The sequence below is a fragment of the Streptomyces sp. NPDC058796 genome, assembly GCF_042745235.1.
Classification (GTDB): domain Bacteria; phylum Actinomycetota; class Actinomycetes; order Streptomycetales; family Streptomycetaceae; genus Streptomyces.
Map to the genome: position 1 here is coordinate 1 of NZ_JBHYOP010000025.1, position 21,907 is coordinate 21,907.

A 21,907-nucleotide genomic window follows, 5' to 3' on the forward strand; every position below is an offset into this window, starting at 1 on the left:
CGACCCACGGCCGCGACTGACGGTTTCCCATACCCAGACATACGAGCGGAGAGGCCGACCGTCTCATGATCAGCAGCTTTTGTTAGAGCCAGTTAACGGGACATTGGCGGCGTAGGTGGTGCGGGGCTTCCGCCTCTGCCGACGACAGGCGCGCGTTGGGCGCTGCTTTGCCGAATGAGGCGACAAACGCCGGGTGAGGAGAGTCGGCGGGTGCGGGAGCGGCTGCGAGAGCCGCTGCCGAGGCCGCCGCAGGGCAAGAGAAAGCGTCCTTCTGATCATGGTCGCCCAATGGCAGATCAGCCGGTCAGGCACCACGGCTTCCCTACGGATCGTTGCGCAATGAAGCTCGGAGTCGTCTCAGGTGGCCGCCCTCCTCGAAGGCGCACTGCCGTGGGACACCGGTCATGTCCGTGGCGACGGTGGCCTACGTCCGCTTCGGGGCAGTGGGCCACTGTCAGACCCGGGTGACAGCATGTCCGAAGTGAACGTCCTGAGTTGTTCTCAACTCACGGGCCCAGTCAACGAAGAGGAGCTTTACCCTTGCGACTGCATCGTGTAGCGCCCGGCATCGCCGCGGGCATCCTCGCCCCGGCCCTCCTGCTTGCCACCCCGTCTTTCGCCGCCACGGCGGCACCGACCGCCGCGACGGTGCCCGCGGCGCCCTCGTCCGCGGACGAGCCGGACGCAGACGACCTGAGAGTGGCCATAGCCCGGATCCTCGCCGACCCGGCCAGCGGCCGGCGGGTGACACGAGAAGCCAACGCCCTCCTGGACGCCAACGACCCCGAGGCGATGCGCGCCTGGCTGGTGACCGGTTACCGCATCGCCCAGGCCGAGGACGACCGCGTCGCCATCACGCGCCTGCTCGCCGACCCCGACAGCGGCCGGCGCGTCATCGCGGAGGTCTACGCCCTCTTGGACGCCAACGACTCCGACGCGATGCGCGCCTGGCTGGTGACCGGTTACCGCATCGCCCAGGCCGAGGACGACCGCGTCGCCATCGTCCGCATCCTCGCCGACCCGTCCACCAGCCCGGCCCTGCGCGCGGCAGCCAACGCGGCCCTCGACGACAACACACCCGAAGCACTGCGCCACTTCCTGGAGGTCGGCAGGTACCAGGTCGCCTGACCGGCACGGCTCCGCATCACAGCACGTCCCGGCGGCACCCCCTGCCGCACGCCCGGTCGCCGCAACGACGAGAATCCGGGCGGGGCCGCCAGCACCTCTGTGTACAGGCGGCCCCGCCCGGCAGGCCCTGCGCCGGCTCGGCGCCCTCCGCAGAACTCTGTCGTCTCCCCCTGGTGCGGCACGAGCCACGGACGCCACCAACAGCAGAAAGCGCATCCCTCGATGACCACCCAGCCCCCACCCACCCAGCGCAGCGGGCCGCAGACCGCTTCCGTCGTCACCGACCTGCCGTTCAAGCCTCAGCTCGTCAGAGCGGTATTCAGGGACGTGACCTCGCTGCACGTCTCCCGGCCAGCCGCGTGGGCCGCCGCGTCGGTGACGCGGACCGTGCTGACGGAGATCGTCGACGCCGCGAGAAGCGCGGCGGCCGAGGAGTCCAGGAAGAGGCTGACGCCCAAGGACCTGATTTCGGCGATCGAGCGGAACGTCGAGACGGAGGTGGGATCGGCGTGGTACCTGCACAGCCCGACCTTCCACGGCCTGATAGGCGAGGTACACAACGCCGACGGTACGCTCGTGTCTCTACGTGAGCGCCGCGGGCCGCGTACACCGAGTGGTGTGGCTGGCGCCCACCGTTTCGAAGCCGGTGTGAGAAGGCTGCTGGGCAGCCGGCGGGTGAGGGCGGTCCCGGCGACGGTCCGGGACCTGGACGGAATCGCGAGCGTGTTCCTGACGGCTCTGGCCCGGGACGCGGCGAAGGTCGTCCGTGAGGGCGGGGTCAAGCGGTTCGGGACGGTCAGTCTGGTGGTGCCGGGTGAGCCAGCCCCGGCCCCGCTGCTCAATGACCCGCTCTTCGCCCTGTCCACCCGCCGAGGGGACAGGCGGACTGTCGGCGGGGACGACGTCCTGGCCGCCGTCACGATGCAACTGTTCGGCGATCTCAGACAACGCGCCCTCACCGAGGCAGCCGAGATGACACGTTAGGGCCCTGCTGATCCTGACGTACCGCGGAGACGCCGGCTGACCGATGACTCGGGGATGGACTACCGGTCCGGATCCGCCCGAGTGGCTCTTCCGTCTCTCACGTCACACCCTCGATCAGCGACTTCGCGATGCACCGCTCAATGCGGGGCGGAGTTGGGGGGCAGCTCTAGCGTCCACCGAACAGTGTTGAACCCGTTCAAATCTCGTGGCAACGTGAGCGCTTGCCGATCTGGCGCGCGTGTCGACCAGGGGGACGTACGCAAGGGGGAGTTATGCGTGATAAACGGGGGCGAGGCGCTGCGGTGGGGTTGCGTGGGGTGGTCCCGGCGGCCGCGGTCGTGGTCGCGGTGTCGCTGTTCGCTACGGGGTGCATGTGGCAGCAGCAGAGACTGGCTCGAGCCGACATCCCAGGCACCTGGAAGGGGGGCGAGGCCGGGACCCTGCGCTTCGAGGACGATGGCACTGTCGTTGCAACCGACCTTGCCGAGTACGACCGCGACGGCGACAAGGTGTCCGAGTGCAGCGGTACAGGCGAGTGGGGTTTGTATCCCGACGACAAGGCAGCGAAGCAGTTGTCAATCAGCGTCTGCGACGGCAACCCGTGGGAATTCGGCGGCTCGAAGACACATCCGAAGATGCGGCGCAGCGTGGGCGATCCTGATCAGGGGAACTTCCAAACCCTCAGCCGCGAGGGGTAGGAGCCGTTCGGCTCGTCCGGCCCTGGGCGAAGCACCGCCGTCAGGGCGCAGCTGAGCCCCCGCTGTACTTCTCGTGACCCCGCAATCGTGTCCCCGGTCCCCGGGACCGGCATGACTTCCGCCCGTTTGCCCACGCTCGATGGCTTGTCGGCACCTCTGGCCGCCCACTGGTCCTGGTGGCCTGGAGCATCGGTGCGCCGACCTACGGCTGTGTTGCAGTGACAGCCTCACTGATCATTTCAAATGAGGTTCGCATTCGTCTCAAGCGAATGATCTGCCAGGCGAGTTGGAGCAGTCCGAGGTGGAGGTCCGCTCGTATCTCGTAGCGGGTCCGCAGGCGACTTCCGCACCCTGTGGGGCGACGACGCACGACGCGCCCCCATCGTCCTCGTCGGCAGCGGCAACGCCCGGCAAAAGATCCTCAACAACCCGGCCCTGCATTCCCGCATCCTCGACTGGTACCAGTTCAGCCCCCTCACCCCCACCGAAGTCCCAGGCCGTCATCCCCGCCTACCGGCGGATCTGGGCTGACGCGCATCCCGGACTGATCCTGTACACCGACGACATGGCCGGTCACGGATCGTTCAGGAACTGGGCACGAATTACCCTCCTCCTCCACGACGCCCTCGAAGAGAACCCCGGACTCACCCTGAACAAGGACCTCATGCGCTGGGTACTCAGCCGCATCGTCCCCACCACCCGCCACACCCCGCAACGCTGATGGCCACGCCGGCGCCCCCGGCTGGGGCAGCCGGGGCATCTACGTAGCTCCGGCCACGCGGCGGGCGCCTGACCGCCGGCGCAACGTCCGTCTGCAGCACGTGCCGTGCAGAAGCCTGGGGTCGTCCTGCCGGGGCTCGCCCTGCTGCGGCTACGGCCACGCGGAGATGAGGAGCGCGGTCAAGGCCAGGCCGACGGAGAGCGTGCCGGCGAAGGCGGCACCTGCGCGCGTGATGGCTGCGGGGACGGACGCGTTGTCCCAGCGAGCCAGCGCGGCGGCAGCGGCGCCCGAGGCCAGGGAGACCGTGAGAACGGTAGCGAGGAGGACCAGTACGACCGTTGATCGGGGGGACATGCGTGACACCGCCTGTGGCTCGACGACCGGTTCGTGGAGTGCGCTTCCACGATTTCCCGGCGCTCCCCAGGGGTCGAGCGCTTGGATGTTGTTGCAGGGACAAGCCGCGGGTTGTGTCAGAACAATAGGCGGGAGGGAACGGCGATTTGGGTGAGCGGAATCGTGCCGGGCGGCCGTGGACGGCGGCGCGTGGCCCCAGCGCGGAGATCAACGAACTCGTTGAGACGCTGCGCTCGTGGCTGGACGCGGCCCAGATACCTGTGGCCCGCCTCCACCAATTCCTTACGGCCGAGCACTTCGTCAACGGCCAGGTGCCGTCACTGACCAGGCTCCGCAAGCAACTGGCAGGCGAAGGGTTGTCGTGGGACCTGGTGGAGGCTGTGGCCGACGTCTGCCACCCCGACGACGACAACGAGGCAGCCGGGCGGCGGCTGGTCCCACTGCGAAAACTGTGGCGTCTGGCCCAGACCGCGCCGACGGCCACGGACGGCAGCGGGCCCCAGGTGACAGCGCGCGAGGTCCTTGAGGTCCAGCGCCAAGCCATCACCGCCTACGAGGAACTCAACCGCGCCCGTCGGGCATTCGAGACCAGCGAGCAGGGGCGACAGCAGGCGCTGCAGATCGCCACCATCCTCTTCGGCATGCTCGGCCATGCCCAGGCGAAGGTCCTGGAGCTCACCCGCCGCATCGACGCTCTCCGCTCCGCCCCGCAAAGCCCTGCGGGCATCGACCGCCTCGAACAGACGAGGCGGCGGGCCGAGAGCCAGGAGCGGGAACTGCGCACGCAGCTGGCCCGAGCCGACAGCGACCGCCAACAGGCACAGGCGGTAGCAGACCATGCGGCCCGACGGATCCAAGAGCTCGAGGCCGAGCTCGAGGTACTCAAAGCCAAAACAGAGAACGCGCCCCGGCCCACCGACGAGGCGTTGCCCGCCGTGCCTGTCCCGCCGGCGTCCGATGAGACGAGCCTCGACGCCGTCGACGACACCCTGGAGAAGGTGCGCGCCGCGCTCGACCTGGAGCAAGAAGCCGTTCAAGAGGCCGCGGAGGACCTCGGCATAGGCAGGGCCCCGGCCACCGGCGCGGACGACGGCAGCCGCACGATCCCCGGACAAGCCCTCACAGACGCCCTGCCACGGTCAGCGCTCGCCACAGAGCCTCAGACGCAAGCCAGCGGCCCATTGTTGCCAACAACCGCGCACAACCCCCTGACCCCGCCGTTCGCGCCGGACGGGCCCGTCCGCAACCCCGCACCATCGCCGGACCGCATGCGGCTCGCCTCCGCCGCGGAGACCATCGCCGCCGGCACCAGCATCGAGGAGGTCAGCGCCGGCCTCGGCCGCGCAGCCGTACCCGACTTCGCCGATCACGTCGTCCTCTACCTAAGGGACCCGCTGGAGGACTACGACGCGCTCGTCTTCGGGGCCGTACGCCTGGCCCGCCAGGACGCGGGCGGGCAGGCGGCCCACCCGCCTCCCGCGGTGCCCGAGGCGCTCACCGTCCCCAGAGGCGGCCCGCTGGCCGAGGTCCTCGGCAGCGTCCGGCCTGTCGCCGTCGGCGACCCCCTCTCCCGCGCAGCGCTGGCGGACATCGACGTCCCCTTGGCCGAGGCCCGGGCCCACGCGATCATCGCCCCATTGCACAGCAGAAGGATGCTGCTCGGATGCGCCATCCTCCTGCGGTACGGTCCGACGCCCTATGACGAGTCGGACCTGCTGGTCGCGGCGCAGATGGCCACGCACACTGTCCTCGGCATCGATCAGGTTCTGCTGGCCCAGCGTCAGGCCACGGCGATGATGGAACTTCAACGGACCATGCTGCCCGACAGCCTCGCCCAGCCCACCGGCATCCGACTGGCCTTCCGCTACCTACCGGCCACTGCGACCGCGCGGGTCGGTGGCGACTGGTACGATTCCATCTCTCTCCCCGGCAGCCGGGCCGCCCTGGTCATCGGCGACGTCATGGGCCACGCCAGCGTCTCCGCCGCCATCATGGGCCAGCTGCGCACCTCCGTGCAGACCCTCTCCGGCCTTGACCTGCCGCCCCACGAGGTCCTGCACCACCTCGACGAGCAAGCCCAACGCCTCGGGCCAAGCCACCTAGCGACCTGCCTCTACGCCGTCTACGACCCGGTCTCCCAGCGACTCGCCGTCGCCAACGCCGGCCACCCCCCGCCCGTCCTGCTTCACCCGGACGGCCGGGCGGAGGTACTGCAGGTGCCGCCCGGCGCCCCCATCGGCGTGGGCGGGGTGGACTACGAGACCATAGAGGTCGACGCCCCTGTCGGCGCGATGTTCCTCATGTACACCGACGGCCTGGTGGAGACGAGAGAGCGTGACGTGTGGAGCGGCATCGAGCAGGTGCGCGAACAGGCCGCCGTCGGCCAGCGGGCCAAGAGCGGTGACGTGTTCGACCTCGAGTCATTCTGTGATGATGTGATGGCACCCCTTCTTGGAACAGCCGAAAGATGGCGGGAGGACGACGTCGCCCTGCTCGCCGCCCGTTTCGATGGCATCGCCTCGGACGACGTCGCTCACTGGCCCCTCGAGGCGACGGCCAGGGCGCCACGCGAAGCCCGGGCCCTCACACGGGATGCGCTCTCCCACTGGCGGCTGGAAGAGATGACGGAAGCCGCCGAACTACTGGTCAGTGAACTCGTGACGAACGCTGCGCGCCACACGTCCCAGCACCTGACGCTGCGGCTGCTGCGAACCGACGTACTACGGTGTGAAGTCCTGGACGACGAGCCGAGCCTGCCCAGAGCTCGCCAGCCGGAAAGCTGGGACGAGACCGGCCGTGGGCTCTACCTGGTCAACAGAATCGCGAGGCGGTGGGGGGTCAGCCGACTCTCCACAGGGAAAGTAGTTTGGTTCGAGCTCGCCATCCCCGACCAGAAGCGCCCGCAGGATTTGCCTACAGACGCTGGACCACGGCCCTGAGCTGGTCCCGAAAGCCCGGCTGCCGCCCGCGGCCTGTTCCCCGCGCCCCGCCGCTGGAGCTGTCGTGACGTACGTCAGGGCTTCTGGGACGCCCGGGTGCCAGGCCCGCCGCGCCGGCACTACGAGTCTTCCTCGGGCGCAGCTACCGGTCGTGCTCCTCAGACGGGTTCTTGTCCGGGAGGCAGCAACACGCGGCCGCGTCGTGCGTGTGGAGCGGACCTCCGGGCGCTGTGCCTGACGGTTCGCCGCTCGCTGGGTGCGGACCAGCGGATGTTCGCAATGACCTGCGCGCTTGAGCAGTCGGACCGCCGCCTATTCAACTCCAGAGTCCCGCCATGCACGAGCGCGGAGCCACGCCGAGGACATGTCTGGCCGTGGACGGCGCCGCGCCCGGCGGTTGAGGTCCTGTGCAACGGGTGGGCGAACGTCCGGTCCGAGGCCGAAGGTGGTTTCCCTTGCGGCATGCTGTGGTGCTTTGCGCTTCGGGGCTACTGGGGAGGCGTGACGAGGAAGGTGGACCGAGGGTCGACGTCGGGCGCGTGGGCGAGGGTCGGGAGCTCGTGATCGGGAAGGCCGGCAAGTTCTACGGCAGCCTGCCCGGACGTGTGGGCGGAGCCGATGGACTGGCCGTTGGCGACGGTGGCGTAGAACTGGGCGGTCACCGGCGAGGACTCGGATTACGGCCTGCCCCTGACGCCGCGGCGCCGAGGCGAGCGAGGGAGTCCGCCCAGGTAGACAACGTGCTGTTCTCGCCGGACGTTGAGCCGTTCCCAGCACAGCCAACCCTGCGCCCCCCCTTCAAGAACGAAATGGGCAGGCGCCCGCTGCGACCCCGGCGAGGTCAACATGCGAGCGGCCGACCCGTCGTGAAGGCCGCTTCGCATTCAGTGCCGGTGTTTTCACACCCCACGGGACACCGGCCGGTACGCATTTGGGGTAAAACGCAACCAACCCCGGCTTCGATTGGATCGCGTTGAGAAGGACACCGGGCGACGTCACGCACCGGCCGCCCGAACAGCACTCCCTCACGACGGCTTTCAGAGAACGACGAACGGAGCACGGGGCGATGCCGGAGTATGTGATGGCAGCAATGGTCACCGTCCGGGGGGGGAGGGGGGGGAGGGGGCTGGCGGTCGCCTTGCGCGCTTGGCTGCGGGCGAGAGGGCAGGTCCAGTTGGAGAAGGTTCGAGGGGCGCTCTGCCGCGACGTGGTGCGCGAGCTGCCAGGCGGGAGTCGATTCATCGACAGCACTAACCGCGTGACGATCGAGATCGGACAGGGCAACGACCACGGGCGGAGGCGTAGTGGGCTGGGTCACTGACTGGGCTGGACAGGCGGCCTGCAGCACGACGGACCCCGACGAACTGTTCGTCCACAGCGCGGCGCAGAACCGAGCGAAGACGGTCTGCACCGGCTGCCGGGTGCGCGTGGAATGCCTGGCCGACGCGCTCGACAACCGCGTCGAATAGGGCGTCTGGGGAGGCATGACCGAGCGTGAACGCCGCGCCCTGCTACGCCGGCGACCGACCGTCACACCGACGTGGAGCACGTCCAGATCGAGCTGTAGGTCAGGCTCCTCCTGTACGAGCACCGCACCTTCGGTTGAGCCGAGGCGCGCCGACTGAGACGGCGAAGAACTGCCGACGCAAAGGTGGAAGGACGTTGCTCGGTCTGGGTGCTGACGAGCACTTCAGCCGGGGCTACTACGCAGGAGCCGCTGTCTTGGTCCGTGCGGTTGCGCGCCCACAGCACCCAGCAGCGCCCATGCGGTGGCCTGGTTCGCGCTGATGACGGGTTTGCCGAGGCGTTTCCCAAGGTGGGGGAGGGCGTCGTAGGTGGGCAGAGCGGTGCAGCTGATGAACAGAGCATTGGCTTTGCAATGGTCTCCGGCGACGACGGTGTCCAGTACTTGCTGCTCGTTCACGGTGTAGACGTCCTCAACGGCATCGAGACCCAGCGGTGTGAGGGCCACGACGTCGAAGCCGGAGTCTTCAAGGTACGCGGCCAGCAGACGGTCGACCGGCTCCTGGTAGGGGTGCACGACGGCGAGACGGCGAGCACCGACGGCACGGAGAGCGTCGGTGACCGCTCCGCTGGTCGTCAGCGCCTGCCGCGCACCGTGTTTCCTCATTGCTTCCCGCAACGCCTGCTCACCAGACACGCCGCCAGCGAAGCTGCAAGCGGTGCACAGATACGCCACGGCCTCTGTTTCACATTCAACGAGCTCGTCGACCGGCTCTGCCAGCAGATCCGGCCTGCCGAGGCGGGAGACGAGTTCCAGATTGTCCCGGTAGGGAACCTCTCTCGTGAGGGTCAGCGTGCATTCCACAGTTGGCGGGATCCAGCGGCGTAGCTCCACCTGACGTGTGAAGTCGTAAGAGGCGACCACGCCGACATGTCGCCTCGTCGCAGCACTGAGGTTCTGTGGGCCCATGTCATCCGAGACTAGCGGGACGGGTTCGCGCGCCGCGCTTTCCGAGCCGATCGGCAGGGCAGCCTGCTCATTCGATGCCATCTGTACGACCTCATCAACCTCGATCCCGGAGTCCACGCTGGTCGGCTTCCGATCCTCGTCGAGCGCACATGAGGCGGGTGGCGGTGCCTGGTGCTCCGCTCGTTCGGCGGCGTAACGGCCTGGTGCGTTGGGCAGCATGTGCGGGTCCCGCTCGCCCCACGACGGGCCCGCGTCGTGGACGGCTCCGACTCCGTGCTCGGCGTCGGGGCCGTCTTCGTCTGCGGTCGTTGACCGCAGGTGCGTGCGATGGCCTGCAGGAGCCGGTTGGTGGTGGTCGTCTCGGGTCTGGGTGTGTCGTCGGTCGGATAAGCGGGACAGTGCGGGGTACAACGATTGCGGCTCCTGCTGCCAGGAGCTGGAGCATGCCCGGATGGCTGGGCTGTTCCCACGCATGAACGAAGGATCGACAGTATGGCCAGCGGCACCGTGAAGTGGTTCAACAGCGAGAAGGGCTACGGCTTCATCGCACAGGACGACGGGGGTGCGGACGTCTTCGCGCACTACTCCGAAATCAAGGGCAGCGGGTTCCGCGAGCTGACGGAGGGCGAGCACGTCACCTTCGAGGTGGGACAGGGCCAGAAGGGGCCGCAGGCGCAAAACATCGTCCGGCGCTGACCGGGCGAAGCGATGACCACCAGGCGGCTGCCGGCCCAGGCAGCCGCCTTCCGCATTCGCACCGCCCCAGCTCGGGCAACGAGTGCGCGCGTCAGGCGGACGAAGAGGCACGTAGCGCGCATAAGACGCTGACCGTGGGTAGATGCGTAGGCACTGTGACGACCCAGCCGCGCAAGCAGGACGCGCCGCAGCCACCCGAGCGACAACCGGGAGACGAGAGCGCCACGGAGCTTCAGCAGCTGCGTACAGAAGTGGCACAGCTACGTGAGGCGCTGACGTACCGGCCGGTGATAGACCAAGCCCGCGGCATGGTGATGGCCATCGGCCGCTGCACCCCTGGCGAGGCGTGGGAGGTCCTGGTGGCCGCAAGTCCGTCTGCCCGCGCCGGGCCGCTTCGGCGATCATCCCGTCCATCAGCGTCTGGAAGACGCCCGCGCCCCGCCACCGGACGAAGCAGTCGTAGACGGTCTGCCAGACCCCGAAGTACGGCGGCATCTTCCGCCACTGGGCACCCGAGCGGAACTTCCAGATCACACCCTCGAACCGCTCCCGCAGATGCTCCGGATATGGGCCGGACCTGCCAATCGGCAGGAACGGCTCGATCAACTCCCACTCGCCGTCCGCGCGTTCTCCACGCGCCATACCAGGCTTCTACCACTTGTTCTGCGCCAGCGACGTTTGATCGTCTCGGACCGCCTACCAGCCCATATCCTTCGCTACCTCTTCCTGGGCTGCGGCGATCTCTTCCTCGGTGGACTCAATAACGTCCACCTCCTCCAAGCGCGTGAGCAGGTCCGCGAGAGCCTGTTTCTGAGCCGGATGCGTGATCGGTACGGCATTCAGGTCGGTGCTCATCAGCCAGTCGAACAGCACGATGGCATCGGAACGCCACAGGCGGAGGTCGACAGTTGGCATGGACCCCCATGGGAAACCCTTCTCCATAAGGGCATCATGCCAGGTCAGCGGCATTCGGCATCCTCGTCGCCCCGACCGGGTTCGGACAGGGCGTGCTGGACGTGGTGGGGGAGTTGGTCTCCGGCATCAACGATTCCAGCCGCTGAGTCCAGCACCGCTTGCTGGCCCCTGCAGCCGGTACGACCATTCCACTCACACGGGCGGCGCACTCGGCGAACGCCTGCAAGCGCCCCCTCACCTGCCGTTATCAACGGCTCATGCTCACGACTGTGCTGCGCAGCCTGGCCGCGTCCCTGGCCGTCCTGCCCCTCACCCTCCCCACGCCAGCCCACGCCGTCGAGACTCTGCCGCTGTCGGAGGCCGTCAGCCGGCTGCCGGTGGACGCCGAGTCCCGCGACGGCTACGACCGCGACGCCTTCAAGCACTGGAACAGCGGCGACGATCCGGCAGACGGCTGCCACACCCGCAACGAGGTCCTGAGCCCCTCGCGGAGAGCTGGGACAGCGGAGCGTCCGCGTGGACACCGGAGCGCCGCGAGGCCTACGCCAACGACCAGGGCGCGGCCGCCAGCCTGGTCGCGGTCACCGCGCGCTTGAACCGGTCGAAGGCCGACCAGGACCCGGCCGAGTGGCTGCCGCCGGCCGGGGAGGTGCACTGCCGGTACGTCGCCGAATGGGTGGGCACGAAACTGCGCTGGAAACTGTCGGCCGACGAGGCGGAGGTGGCAGCCCTGGAGGAGACGGCGGCCGGCTGTCCGGACCAGAGCGTGACGTACGAACCGGCCGCGTAACCGAACGGCTCGGCTTGCCGTCCGGTGCGGTGGAATCTCTGCTTGTCCGGACTCTTGCTGTTTCTCGCCACTGTGGCGCATTGTGGCCACACCACCGTCCCACCGGAGCTCCCCGTGCCGGGGTCCGGCACCTCCCGGGGACGGTGGCTGCCTGCCTCTTGTCGGCCTTCCCCAGGCGGATGAGGCGGCACAGCCCTCGCTGGCTCCCCCTCCCAGCGGGGGCATAGCCATGTACCGGCCCACGGGCGCACTGGCGCTGCACGCGGGGGACTGCGGTCCGAGCAGCTTCTTGCGTCCGCTGCCCGCAGTGGGAGTTGTGCCAGTCGGGTGGGTTCTACGCTGCCTGGTCCCATTCGGGAGGGGTGTCCTCGTCCGGCGGGTTCTGCTCGCTCTTCTCGCGGGCTCGCAGGACGGCCCAGGTGAGGGCGGTGAGGGGGGTGAGGTACCAGGGCGCCGGCCACAAGGCCTGCCACCAGTCGGCCTGGGGGGAGAGGAGCAGCTCGGCGGTGGCGGTGGTCATGCCGGCGGTGAGGCTCCAGCACAGCAGGCGTGCGGCGTACTGGACGGCCCGGGTGAACCGGGTGCGGGGGCGGTGGCGGCGTCGGGCGGCACAGGAGGCGGGCATGCGTCTGCCGGGCGAGCTCATCAGCGGAATGTCCTTGACAGCGAGGGTGGTTGCCGCGGTCTGGGGGACCACGCATGCGGGACGGCGTCAGTGTGCATGGTGTGAAGGCGGCTACGCAGGGGCGTCGGGTGTGCGTCTGTTTTCTCTGAGACAACTTGCTCCTGCGTTCCCGATGCACCATGACCAGCGGTGATGCGAGGCGGATGCCGCCTGCGGGTGCCTCTGGCCGGTCTGAACCTGGCCGGAACCGGCCGGTCGCTGACCTCGGGTTTCGGCGTGAACGCCGAGGTCGGAGAGTTCCGGTCAAGTCGGCTCCTGCGATGGGTGACAGAAGCATCAATTTCGCCTGTTTGATGGGGCAGTTGGAGCCCCTGTGCCCGTTATCGGGGGATGAAGCGGTGGGGCTGATTCCGGCCCGCATGCTCTTGATGATTGGGGGGACGCCGCGCCGGTTTGTGTGCTTCTTGTGACAGCTTGTGTGTCGCTAGTGACCATTCTGGTCACCGGTTCTGACTGCCCCGTCCGACTTCCTGTGGGGGGAAGCTGATGTATCTGCGTGCCGCGGGCGCGCCGTTTCGGCGTGCCCGGAGAACACACAGAACCGCTCTCGTTTCGGCGATCACCACCGCTGCTGTGGTGATCGCGGCCTCGCCCGGCCTGGCGGCGACGCCGAAGCCGCAGCTGCCGGAGCCGGAGAGTCCGTGGACGAAGCCGACGAAGGTGGAGGCCCCGGCGACACCGGCCGGGAAGACCACGGCGCCGGCGTCGCAGGCGGAGGCGAAGCCTTCGCCGGAGGTGGCCGCCTGGCGGGCCGCCCAGAAGGCCCGCACCACGGGCGAGCAGCCCGCCAAGACGTCCGGGGCCCGGTCGGCTGCGGCCACCGACTACCTGCCCGAGGGGCAGGGTGAGGTGCCCTGGCACCAGATCGTCGATACCCGTTTGAACGACGCGCTGGTGGCGCGGGTGAACGTCTCGAACGGCAACCTGATGCTGGCCGCGACGGACTTCGACATCGCGGGTGTCGGCCAGAAGCTCCAGCTGGCCCGCACCTACAACTCCCTGGAAGCCCCGTGGGGGAAGGTGTCGCAGCGCTGGTGGCAGGCGTACGAGCGCTACCTGCAGGTCAACGACGGTGAGGTGGACGTCTTCGACGCCACCGGTAACCTGATCCGCTTCACCGCCGAGTCCGACGGCACGTACACGACGCCGCCGGGCTACTCGAAGGACCTGAAGAAGAACGCGGACGGCACCTACACCCTCACCGACCGCAAGTCCGGCACCAAGGACACGTACAACCAGTACGGCACCCTGACGAAGGTCACGGACAAGAACAAGGGCACCATAACCGTCGACCAGCACGACGAAGGCAGCGAGCACAAGGGCTTCAAGCTCACCGAGACCCGCTCCGGCCGCTGGATCGACCTGCTCAAGACCTACCCCAACCAGTGGCAGGCCAAGGACCACACCGGCCGCACCGCCGTCCTCGACCTCGACGGCGCCGGCAACCTCGCCAAGGTCACCGACACGAACGGCAAGGCCACCACCTACGAGTACGACGGCTCCCGCCGCGTCACGAAGGTAACCACCCCTGAGGGCACGGTCACCCTGTTCACCTACGACGGCCACAACCGCGTCCGCTCCATGCAGCGTGCCACCGAGTCGACGTCCGCCGGCCACACGGGCCCGACCTGGCGCTACGACTACACGGCAGCCACCCCCGCCGACGCGGGCACCACCACGGTCACCGACCCCGACGGCGACGCAACGAAGTACGTCCACAACACGGACGGCGAAGTCACCAAGGTCACCGACCCCCTCGGCCACGCCCGCCACTCCACGTACAAGAACCACCTCACCCAGACGGCGATCGACGCCATGGGCACCGGCGCGGACGGCACGGGCGGCAACACGACCACGTACGGCTGGGACGGCCGCAACAACGCCCTTTCCCAGAAGCTGCCGCTCGGCGCGACCGCGTCCGTTTCCGCATACCAGACGGTCGCGGGCACGGACCTGCCCAACGACTTCACGACCGCAGACGGCCGCAAGGACTCGTTCAAATACGACGCCAACGGCAACACGATGTCGGTGACGACGTCGGGCACGGCGGGCGGGGTGAGGGAGTACACGTACAACGATGCCACGCCGGAGTGCGGTGGTTTCGAGGGCCAGCGCTGCACGGCGAAGGACGGCAACGGTAAGGTCACCTCGTTCGAGTACGACGACGAGGGCAACCTGTGGAAGGTCAAGCCACCGGCCCCGCTGGGCGAGACGACGTACTCCTACGACGCGCTGGGCCGCGTGGAGACGGTCAAGGACGGCCGCGGCATCACGACCGTCTACGCCTACGACAACCGTGACCGCGTCCGCGAGGTCTCCTCCACCAACTCGACGGTCACGTTCACCTACGACGGCGACGGCAACATCACCACCCGCACCGACGCTTCCGGCACCACGATCTGGCAGTACGACAAGCTCAACCGTGAGTGGGTCCGCACCCTGCAGAACGGCGCCCAGACCGCCCTGGCCTACACGCCGGGCGGTGACGTCGACTTCTACACCGACCCGACCGGCACCACGGACTACACCTGGGACGCGGCCGGCCGCCTCGACCACCTGATCGCGCCGGACGGCAAGAAGACCGACTTCGACTACGACAACAACGACAAGCGCACCAAGACCGTCTACCCCGGCGGCACCACCCAGTCGGTCACGATCGACAAGAACGGCCGCCCCGAGAAGATCAAGACCACCTCGGGCACCCAGACGTTCATCGACCTCGCCTACAGCTACAAGAACGCCGCGGGCAAGGACACCACCAAGATCCGCACCCGCACCGACAACCTCACCAAGTACACCACCACCTACACCTACGACTCCCAGGACCGCCTCACCTACGCCCTGGAGGCCGACTCCGCCAGCGCACGGAAGGCGTCGTGGCTGTACTGCTTCGACAAGGCGGGCAACCTCACCAGCCGCGACGGCAGCAAGACGGCCTGCCCGGGCGGCACCACCTACACCTACAACGACGCGAGCGAGCTGACCGCCAAGAACGGCTCCACCACCGGTTGGTCCTACGACAAGCTCGGCAACGAGACCTCGGCGGCCGACAACACCCCCCGCACGGGCGAGTCCTGGACCGACTACAGCCAGCTGGCCGGAATCACTGCGGGCGGCACCACGTACGACCTGGTCCACGCGGGCACGGACAACGCGGAGCGCACCAAGATGGGCGGGACCTGGTTCCATCACACCGCGCTCGGTCTGGCGTCCACGACCACGAACGGCGTGGACACCGGATTCATCCGCGAGCCGGCGGGCACGCTGAACTCCATGACGACTGGGGGGAAGTCCTACTACTACCTCACCGACGCCACCGGCAACGTCCTCGGCCTCGCCGACAGCACCGGCAAGCGCACCCACACCTATGCCTACGGCCCCACCGGTCTCCCGCGCACCACACCCACGGAGGCCGTCCCCCAGCCGTACCGCTACGCGGGCGCCTATGCCGACCCGACCGGCCTGTACAAGATGGGTCACCGCTACTACGACCCCACCCTCGGTCGCTTCACCCAGCCCGACCCCAGCGGCCAGGAAGCCAACCCCTACCTCTACGCCAACGGCGATCCTGTGAACCTGGTGGATCCAACAGGTCTCCTGCCTATTCCGGACTGGCTCAAGAGCGGAACAAAGAAAGTGGGGAGCGTATTCGGTAAGTATTCTAAGCCCGCAGGCGTCATCGGGCTGGCCTGCTACGTGAACAACTCGGTCCGAGACGATGATCCGGGTGACCTGACGTGGCAAAATCTCAAGCGTGAAGCGGGCCAGGCTCTTTCCTGTCAGAGCAATTGGGCTGCCTGGAAGTTTTAGCTTCCACGTCTGACAGAACAACTAGAGCGACTGCAGTCAGGCTCCTCACGTCCTGGCTGCAGTCGCAGACCCGATCCAGGATGATGACTTACCCAGGGAGGGAAATGAAGACCTTGATCCGAGAACTTCCCGCAATTATCGGTGTTTCTGCCGCTTGGGGAGTAATCATCTTTATCGGTACGCTGGTGTTCACAGATGTAAGCGTCGTGCAGTCCGCCTCAAGCGGGCTCGGCGCGGCCGCCATGTGGCTTGTCATCATCCTCTGTTGGCGCGCCATTAGAGCGGGCTTTGGTGCCAGGAAATCAAAAGCTGGAATGTGTAAATCCGGCGATCGTAACTGGCAAAGGTAAGTGCGTCGAGTTTCGTTATCTCTGAAGGGTTTCACTCATGGCTAATTTGGGCGGCGCCGAACTTGTAATTATGGGAGGTTTTGTACTCATCGTAGCGGCTACGATCGCAGTGATCGCTTATACGGTTCGACGTCGGAACAGAAACTGAACGCGCGGCGGGAGACCGTATCGGCACAGCGCCGTGAGGCGTACGCCAACGACCTGAGCGCTGCCACCAGTCTGGTCACGGCACGCTCGAACCGGTCGAAGTCCGACCAGGCCCCTGCGACATGGATGCCGCCGACCGCCGAAGTGCATTGCCGGTACCTGCGCGAGACCCTCGGCATCCCCGAGGGCACCGTCGCGATCCTGTACGCGCCCACCCACCGCGACTACCGGCGCACCCAGCGCGCCGCCCTGGACCTGGAGCGCGTCGTCACCCGGCTCGGCCCGCGCTTCATGGTGCTGGCCCGCGCCCTCGCGAGGGGACAGGTCCTGATCCAGACGCGGGCCGGGACACCCCTCAAGCACATGGCCTGGACCTGCGGGCACGCCCGGCCGTCGCGGGCGGCGGCGACACCGCCCGGCTGCTGCGCGAGGCCGGTTCCTGGGACTACCTCCTCTCCGCCAACCGCCACTCCACCCTGACCTGGGAACGGGCTGACGGTGGGCGTGCTCGTTGCGCTCCTTGTATGGGGCGCTGACCCTGGCGCCATGCAGGTGGCGTGGCGGGCGGGCGAGATGAGCGGTGTGACGGTGGTGTTCGTGGCGGCGTGTGCGCTGTGGCTGGTGCTGTGGCGCAGGCGTACCGGACGCGGCCGTCTGGCATGGCCGCTTGTAGCGCTGCTGTGCGGTGCAGCTGGTGTGCTGATCATGGCAGCTATGGCCGGTTGACCGGCGGAAGAAGGAACCGGTCGTCAGCGAGCACCTGGTGCGCGTCGGCGGGGTCGAGCACTGGCCCCGCCACATCGTCCGGGACTACACCCCCGCACCCCGCCGCCGCACCACCGGCAGCGGCGGAGGCGGCCGGCCCACCGGCGCCGGGGACCAGGTCCCCCGCGACCAGCTGCCCGCGCGCGTCGCCCAGCTCCTGGACGCCGACCCCGCCCTCACCGCAGCCGACGTCACCGACCGCCTCGGCGTACACCGCAACACCGCCCAAGCCGCACTGACGGCACTGCGCGCACAGCGGATGGCCGACGTCATGGAGCAGCACACGGCAACGGCAGCACAGGCCGCCGCCACGCTCGGCTACCCCGCCAGCCAGACCCGCCGCGCCGGCGTCCGCGCCGACGCCGTCCTGCGCGGCCGCCAGGTGCGCCCCTACCTCGCCGCCGTCGCCAAGGCCCTCCACACACGCGGCTGGACCACCGCCGACACCCCGCCCGCCGTCCAACACCCCGAAGACGACCTCTGCGCCACCTCGCCACCGGCAGGACCCCCGACCCCACCGACCTTGTGAAGGCCCTGGCAGGTTGAGCAAGCAGCACGGGCGGCAGTCATTGTTGTGATCCGTCGTTCACCGACGAGAAATCCATGCCGTCAGTACCGTGATCCTTATGGGAGATCTGGGCATAGCCCTTATTGCGGCAGGGGCCGCGCTTGCCGGTAGCGCGCTCACGGGCTGGTTCACGATCGCTGCTGGGCGACGCCAGGCAGCAGCGGCCCGGTACGCAGGCGACGAGCAGGCTCGTGCCGTAATCGACACGGTGAACCGGACCCTTGATGAGCAGCGTGCCGCCCGCGTTGAGGAAGCACGACGGCAGGTGTACACCCAATTCCTCATGGCGTTCAACGAGACGCTGAACCTTCTCAAGCCCAGTAACCCACAGTCGGCGAGGCGCAGCGGACTTGAGAAGGTCCACGCGCTGTACAGCCTTGTCGATCTCGAAGGCCCCGAGGACGTACGCGCAGCGGCATCGGCCATGAGGGAAGCCCTCCTGGACGTGGCCGAGTTGCTCGACGACTACCACCGGGACTCCGCGGCCGCGTACGACTGGGAACTAGAGCGCTGCGCCGCCGCGCGCCGCGTCTTCCTCTCTACCACTCACGCGGTCCTCCACGGTGGCGCGTAGGCCGTGATGCGCCACAGGCGCCTCGGGGGCTGAGACAGGGCGCGGCATCAGTAGCAGACGCGCTGACGGCCTTCTGGGGTGTCTAACTCCCACGCGGGAGCAGCGGGCCGGGGCCCGGCCGCCGCGCCGCCGGGGGCGTGTCCGGGGCGCTGCGCGCCCCGGACCGCGGGCTGTGAAACCTGTGGTTAGTGGGGTGGCGGTGTTGCAACCAGTTACCACCTGGCGCTGAACGTCCATCCCTCCTATGGACGTTCGTCCGGGGGTGGGCTGATCAGCTTGGCGTTGGCGAGCGCGAGGCCGGCGACCTGGGACGGGGTGGTGCTGCGGCCGGTGTACTGCAGGCGCCCTACGCGGTCGTAGCGGCCGAGCAGTACCGTGCGAGGTGCGGCCAGAATGCCGGTAACCGCCCCCACGATGGCCTCTGTGGTGACCCTGATCTTGTACTTCCTCCAGGAGCGCACGGGCCGATACGGCTCGTCCAGCCTCTTGAAGCACCGACCTTCCGGCCCTGCCGCCGTCCACCCCTGCCACTGGCAGCAAGGGCCGGGTCAGTGGTCGACGGACACAGCGTCGGCGGCCCCGCAAGACGGTCCATGGTTGCGGCCTTCAGGTCGCGGGCTGTGGGTGGGGGCATCTGAGTGCGTTGTGGCGAATCGGGCTCGGTACTGGCTGGGTGAGATGCCGAGTCGGGCTACGAAGATGCGACGTAGTGTTTCTGGGCTGCCGAACCCGGCGGCGCGGGCGCTCTGGGCCACGTTGTGGCCGGCGTCGAGCAGTGCTTTGGCGTGTTCCATCCGTATGCGTTCGACGAATTTGGACGGTGTCATGCCGAGTTCGGTGTTGAACAACCGGGTGAGATGTCTGGGACTGACGCCGACGAGGACGGCCAGCGTATCCGTGCTGTGCTCCAGTGCGGGTTGTGCCGAGACGAGTTCGGTGGCTGCCCTGAGCGCGGGCGTGCGAGGCGCGCTCAGGGTCAGAGGTGCGGAGAACTGAGACTGCCCTCCCGGTCGCTGCATGAACATGACCAGGCTCCGGGCGACGTCGCGGGCGAGATCGGCACCGTGGTCATGCTCGACCAGGGACAGCGCAAGATCGATGCCCGCTGTGACTCCTGCGGAGGTGAAAATGCCACGATCTTCGACGTAGAGGGAATCGGGCTCGACGTCGACATCGGGGTAGGCGCGGGCGAGCAGCTGGGCGTGGCGCCAGTGTGTGGTCGCGCGGTGTCCTGACAGCAGACCTGCGGCAGCGAGGACGAACGAGCCGGTGCAGATGGACACCAGCCTGTGGGCGTGAGGATGGAGTTGCCGGACGGCGCCCGTCAGGGCAGGTGGGATCGGCTCGGTGACGAGGGGATCACCGCCCGGAACGACCAGTGTCTCGATGTCCAGGAGGTCTGCTGCGGCCGAGTGCGCGGACAGGCGCGTGCCGATCGATGTGACGACCGGGTCGCCGGACGGTGACGCGTAATGGAGCGCGTAGCGTGCGCCGAGGCGGTTGGCCTCGGCGAACACTTCAGCGGGACCCGAGACGTCGAGTAGTTTCATGCCGTCGAACACGAGGAAGGCCACACGGTGGACTGTCATGCTGCGGAGGGCTCCTTTCCTTGTGTAGCTCTGACGCGTCCGAGAGCCCAGAGTCCCTCGCCTTGCCTTGCGAACCGCTGGGTCGGCGGTGTGGGAGCGCAGCTGCAGGGTCGGCGCAGCCTGAGCGGGTGAGCCGACCCGTGCTGTCCGATCGCTGTGCACCCGCGACGTCAGTATCGCGGGTCAGCTCATTCGGGCCATGCGTTCGCCCGGATGATTCGGGCGAAGTCCTGGCGCTGGAAGCTGGGGTCGTAATGCGCGAGGACGTCGTCGTTCATGGTGCCGAAGGTGGTGTCGGGCCGGTCGGCCATGCCGTCGTAGAAGGCCTTGAGGATGCGGTTCTTGAAATCCGGTCGGGGGTGGGCGGCCACGACCTCGGCACGGCGTTCGGGGTTGATCTCCTCGAGTGTCAGCCCCAGGACGTCGGTCTCGACACCGAGCGTCACGACGGCAACTTCGGGGGCGAGGTGGAGAGGTACCTCGGGCGTGGTGTGCAGAGCGATCGCCAACCAGACGTTGCGCGCTTCCTCCTCGCTTCTGCCGTGGTCACGGAGGAAGGCGTATGCGGCCTCGGCGCCGTCGAGCTCGAAGCGGCGGTCCTTTGTGCGGTAGGCCGCCGTCAGCCCGAGATCGTGGAAGAGGCCTCCCACGTAGGCGAGCTCGGGGTCCACCTGGAGTCCTCGGGCAGCGCTTTTGAGCATCCCCCACAGAAAGACGCGGTGAGAGTGATGGAAGAGCAGGTCGTCAGCTGACTGGCGCACCAGTTGGTTGGCCTCGCGGGCCAGGGCGGTGTCCGGGACCGTGATCCCGGCGATCGTTTCGGGCACTGTGGCTCCTTGGAGGTCTCAAGTGTCGGTTAATCCCGACTCACCTCCACGCTTCCTTACCGGTGCCCCACCGCGAAGCGTCCGAGCAGACGGGTATCCCTCAGATCCGGACACGCCGTGCGCGTCTGACAGTGGCTGTATGCCGTCGCCGTGGAAGTTGCTTGTCGCTGCTTGATCAGGCACTTCAGACCTGCTGTCGATTCGGGCTGCACAGCTGCTTACGACCTCGGACCTCGTCCCGGTGAGAGACCTCTCGGCTGCTTGGTGCGTCCAGGGCGGCGGGAAGAGCCGTTGCGCTGGGCGTGCACCTTTCGCCTGCGCGGGCGTGTGGCGAGCTGTGGCTCAGTGGCTCGATGTCCTGAGGGCGGCTGCCTGTGCCTGTGCGGTGACGTGGGCGGCGGCGTGTGCGGCCTTCCCGGTGAGCTTCCAGGTGATCATGCGCAGGGCGGTTGCCGGAGCGGGTGGGAAGACGCCGAGTTGCCCGAGCATCGTGATGTCGTCGCGCAGTGCCTCGTGGGTGATCACCTTGCCGTCGCGCAGGGCGAGGACGTGGATCTGCTCGAAGTCGATCTCTCGTCCGGTGGCGGGGATGGCCTGGTCCAGTGAGCCGTCGCGGAAGCGCACGAAGGTGCCTGTGTGGTGCCCTTGCATGCGCAGGCGGACCCAGGCCTGTCCGTCGTCGCCGGTGATGTCCGTGATCGGGAAGCGCAGCTCGCTGAAGGCGGCGCGCATCCAGGCTCCGGAGGCGAGTACGCCGGCGGGGCCCGGTATGGAGCAGGCGGAAGGGCCCATGGCTGCCTCCCGGTTGCGGAAGTCGGCGGCGACCACCTCGGCGGCCAACTGCGTATCTCCGGTCTCCAGAACGGTGAACAGTCCGTGTGCGAGTTCGGTGCTGGTCATTGCCATGATCGGTCATGCCTCTCGTCCGATATG

At 68.1% G+C, this 21,907-nt stretch carries 19 protein-coding genes and 5 pseudogenes; 14 read left to right on the forward strand and 10 right to left on the reverse strand.

What is annotated here, in order from left to right; all coding sequences use genetic code 11:
- Positions 1-540: 540 nt before the first annotated feature.
- From ACFW47_RS34285 to ACFW47_RS34295, 3 genes are all read left to right on the forward strand, one after another.
- The gene (locus ACFW47_RS34285) at positions 541-1,128 is read left to right on the forward strand and encodes an ALF repeat-containing protein (RefSeq protein ID WP_386308182.1); all 588 of its coding nucleotides are present in this window, start codon (positions 541-543) and stop codon (positions 1,126-1,128) included.
- A 222-nt stretch (positions 1,129-1,350) separates the two neighbouring features.
- Positions 1,351-2,112 (forward strand): hypothetical protein, encoded by a 762-nt coding sequence (locus ACFW47_RS34290; RefSeq protein ID WP_386308183.1) that lies wholly within the window; start codon positions 1,351-1,353, stop codon positions 2,110-2,112.
- Between the two features lie 371 nt (positions 2,113-2,483).
- The gene (locus ACFW47_RS34295) at positions 2,484-2,810 is read left to right on the forward strand and encodes a hypothetical protein (RefSeq protein WP_386308184.1); all 327 of its coding nucleotides are present in this window, start codon (positions 2,484-2,486) and stop codon (positions 2,808-2,810) included.
- Between the two features lie 871 nt (positions 2,811-3,681).
- Here ACFW47_RS34295 and ACFW47_RS34300 read toward each other — a convergent pair.
- Entirely contained in the window at positions 3,682-3,885 is a 204-nt protein-coding gene (locus ACFW47_RS34300) for a hypothetical protein (protein WP_345636983.1), read from the reverse strand.
- 146 nt (positions 3,886-4,031) lie between these two features.
- On the opposite strand from ACFW47_RS34300, the gene ACFW47_RS34305 reads away from it, so the two are divergent.
- A complete protein-coding gene (locus tag ACFW47_RS34305; protein WP_386308185.1) occupies positions 4,032-6,824 on the forward strand; it encodes a SpoIIE family protein phosphatase in 2,793 nt (930 codons plus the stop codon).
- A 488-nt stretch (positions 6,825-7,312) separates the two neighbouring features.
- On the opposite strand, the gene ACFW47_RS34310 is transcribed toward ACFW47_RS34305, so the two are convergent.
- Positions 7,313-7,486, reverse strand: a complete 174-nt coding sequence (locus tag ACFW47_RS34310; RefSeq protein ID WP_386308186.1) for a hypothetical protein — start codon at positions 7,484-7,486, stop codon at positions 7,313-7,315.
- A gap of 642 nt (positions 7,487-8,128) precedes the next feature.
- Here ACFW47_RS34310 and ACFW47_RS34315 point away from each other — a divergent pair.
- Positions 8,129-8,449: pseudogene (locus tag ACFW47_RS34315) on the forward strand (WhiB family transcriptional regulator).
- Between the two features lie 65 nt (positions 8,450-8,514).
- Here ACFW47_RS34315 and ACFW47_RS34320 read toward each other — a convergent pair.
- Positions 8,515-9,477, reverse strand: a complete 963-nt coding sequence (locus ACFW47_RS34320; RefSeq protein ID WP_386308205.1) for a hypothetical protein — start codon at positions 9,475-9,477, stop codon at positions 8,515-8,517.
- Positions 9,478-9,750: 273 nt separating this feature from the next.
- On the opposite strand from ACFW47_RS34320, the gene ACFW47_RS34325 reads away from it, so the two are divergent.
- Positions 9,751-9,954: a cold-shock protein gene (locus ACFW47_RS34325; RefSeq protein WP_272589411.1), complete on the forward strand. Its 204-nt coding sequence runs from the start codon at positions 9,751-9,753 to the stop codon at positions 9,952-9,954.
- 366 nt (positions 9,955-10,320) lie between these two features.
- Here ACFW47_RS34325 and ACFW47_RS34330 read toward each other — a convergent pair.
- Together ACFW47_RS34330 and ACFW47_RS34335 are read right to left on the reverse strand one after the other, a co-directional pair.
- Positions 10,321-10,596 (reverse strand): annotated as a pseudogene (locus ACFW47_RS34330) (transposase); the annotation flags it as partial.
- Positions 10,597-10,650: 54 nt separating this feature from the next.
- Complete coding sequence (locus ACFW47_RS34335) at positions 10,651-10,923, reverse strand: hypothetical protein (protein ID WP_386308187.1); 273 nt, start codon at positions 10,921-10,923, stop codon at positions 10,651-10,653.
- A 203-nt stretch (positions 10,924-11,126) separates the two neighbouring features.
- On the opposite strand from ACFW47_RS34335, the pseudogene ACFW47_RS34340 reads away from it, so the two are divergent.
- A pseudogene (locus ACFW47_RS34340) lies at positions 11,127-11,659 on the forward strand (DUF1524 domain-containing protein).
- A gap of 334 nt (positions 11,660-11,993) precedes the next feature.
- Here the strand turns inward: ACFW47_RS34340 and ACFW47_RS34345 are convergent.
- Positions 11,994-12,305 (reverse strand): hypothetical protein, encoded by a 312-nt coding sequence (locus ACFW47_RS34345; RefSeq protein ID WP_386308188.1) that lies wholly within the window; start codon positions 12,303-12,305, stop codon positions 11,994-11,996.
- A gap of 612 nt (positions 12,306-12,917) precedes the next feature.
- Between ACFW47_RS34345 and ACFW47_RS34350 the strand changes: the two genes are divergently transcribed.
- The 7 genes and pseudogenes from ACFW47_RS34350 to ACFW47_RS34380 all read left to right on the forward strand — a co-directional run bounded on the left by ACFW47_RS34350 (position 12,918) and on the right by ACFW47_RS34380 (position 18,558).
- Positions 12,918-16,154 carry an RHS repeat-associated core domain-containing protein gene (locus tag ACFW47_RS34350; RefSeq protein WP_386308189.1) on the forward strand — a complete coding sequence of 1,079 codons (3,237 nt, stop codon included), beginning with the start codon at positions 12,918-12,920 and terminating at the stop codon, positions 16,152-16,154.
- A 104-nt stretch (positions 16,155-16,258) separates the two neighbouring features.
- On the forward strand, positions 16,259-16,504 hold the full coding sequence (locus ACFW47_RS34355; protein ID WP_386308190.1) for a hypothetical protein: 246 nt from the start codon (positions 16,259-16,261) through the stop codon (positions 16,502-16,504).
- Positions 16,505-16,672: 168 nt separating this feature from the next.
- Positions 16,673-16,828: pseudogene (locus ACFW47_RS34360) on the forward strand (HNH endonuclease); the annotation flags it as partial.
- Positions 16,811-16,960, forward strand: a pseudogene (locus ACFW47_RS34365) (CDP-glycerol glycerophosphotransferase family protein); the annotation flags it as partial. The pseudogenes ACFW47_RS34360 and ACFW47_RS34365, both read left to right, overlap by 18 nt.
- A gap of 237 nt (positions 16,961-17,197) precedes the next feature.
- Positions 17,198-17,377, forward strand: coding sequence for a hypothetical protein (locus ACFW47_RS34370; RefSeq protein ID WP_386308191.1), 180 nt, complete (start codon positions 17,198-17,200; stop codon positions 17,375-17,377).
- A 37-nt stretch (positions 17,378-17,414) separates the two neighbouring features.
- On the forward strand, positions 17,415-17,945 hold the full coding sequence (locus ACFW47_RS34375; protein ID WP_386308192.1) for a hypothetical protein: 531 nt from the start codon (positions 17,415-17,417) through the stop codon (positions 17,943-17,945).
- Between the two features lie 97 nt (positions 17,946-18,042).
- Positions 18,043-18,558, forward strand: coding sequence for a hypothetical protein (locus tag ACFW47_RS34380; RefSeq protein WP_386308193.1), 516 nt, complete (start codon positions 18,043-18,045; stop codon positions 18,556-18,558).
- Positions 18,559-18,800: 242 nt separating this feature from the next.
- On the opposite strand, the gene ACFW47_RS34385 is transcribed toward ACFW47_RS34380, so the two are convergent.
- From ACFW47_RS34385 to ACFW47_RS34400, 4 genes are all read right to left on the reverse strand, one after another.
- Positions 18,801-19,019 (reverse strand): hypothetical protein, encoded by a 219-nt coding sequence (locus ACFW47_RS34385; RefSeq protein WP_386308194.1) that lies wholly within the window; start codon positions 19,017-19,019, stop codon positions 18,801-18,803.
- Between the two features lie 87 nt (positions 19,020-19,106).
- Positions 19,107-20,147: a GlxA family transcriptional regulator gene (locus ACFW47_RS34390; RefSeq protein ID WP_386308195.1), complete on the reverse strand. Its 1,041-nt coding sequence runs from the start codon at positions 20,145-20,147 to the stop codon at positions 19,107-19,109.
- A gap of 188 nt (positions 20,148-20,335) precedes the next feature.
- Positions 20,336-20,974 (reverse strand): HD domain-containing protein, encoded by a 639-nt coding sequence (locus ACFW47_RS34395; protein WP_386308196.1) that lies wholly within the window; start codon positions 20,972-20,974, stop codon positions 20,336-20,338.
- Positions 20,975-21,316: 342 nt separating this feature from the next.
- Positions 21,317-21,874: an ester cyclase gene (locus tag ACFW47_RS34400; RefSeq protein WP_386308197.1), complete on the reverse strand. Its 558-nt coding sequence runs from the start codon at positions 21,872-21,874 to the stop codon at positions 21,317-21,319.
- Positions 21,875-21,907 lie beyond the last annotated feature (33 nt).